A 230-nucleotide genomic window follows, 5' to 3' on the forward strand; every position below is an offset into this window, starting at 1 on the left:
CCCGGCCGTCCCCGCGAGCGCAAGAGGGGCGTCGAGGCGTTCTGGGGCGGGCGCATCGACGAGCAGGGGCTGGAGCGGGCGGCCGCGGGGTTGCGCGCGACGACCCGCGAGCGCCTGGCGGGGCTCGGCCTCGGCCGCGCGGCCTCGTCCACCCCCGCGTCTTCCCCCTTCTGCGACCAGGTCTCCGCCCCCCCCGCCAGGCGCGGCGCGATCCCCCCCCGCCTCGACGC

General features: G+C 81.3%; 1 protein-coding gene. It reads left to right on the forward strand.

Annotated features, from left to right (window positions below; all coding sequences use genetic code 11):
- On the forward strand, positions 1–230 hold a 230-nt coding region (locus KVS71_RS20325), incomplete at both ends, for a hypothetical protein (RefSeq protein ID WP_217585348.1).

Origin of the sequence: Microbacterium sp. GbtcB4, assembly GCF_019091465.1 — a bacterium.
Taxonomy (GTDB): domain Bacteria; phylum Actinomycetota; class Actinomycetes; order Actinomycetales; family Microbacteriaceae; genus Microbacterium; species Microbacterium paraoxydans.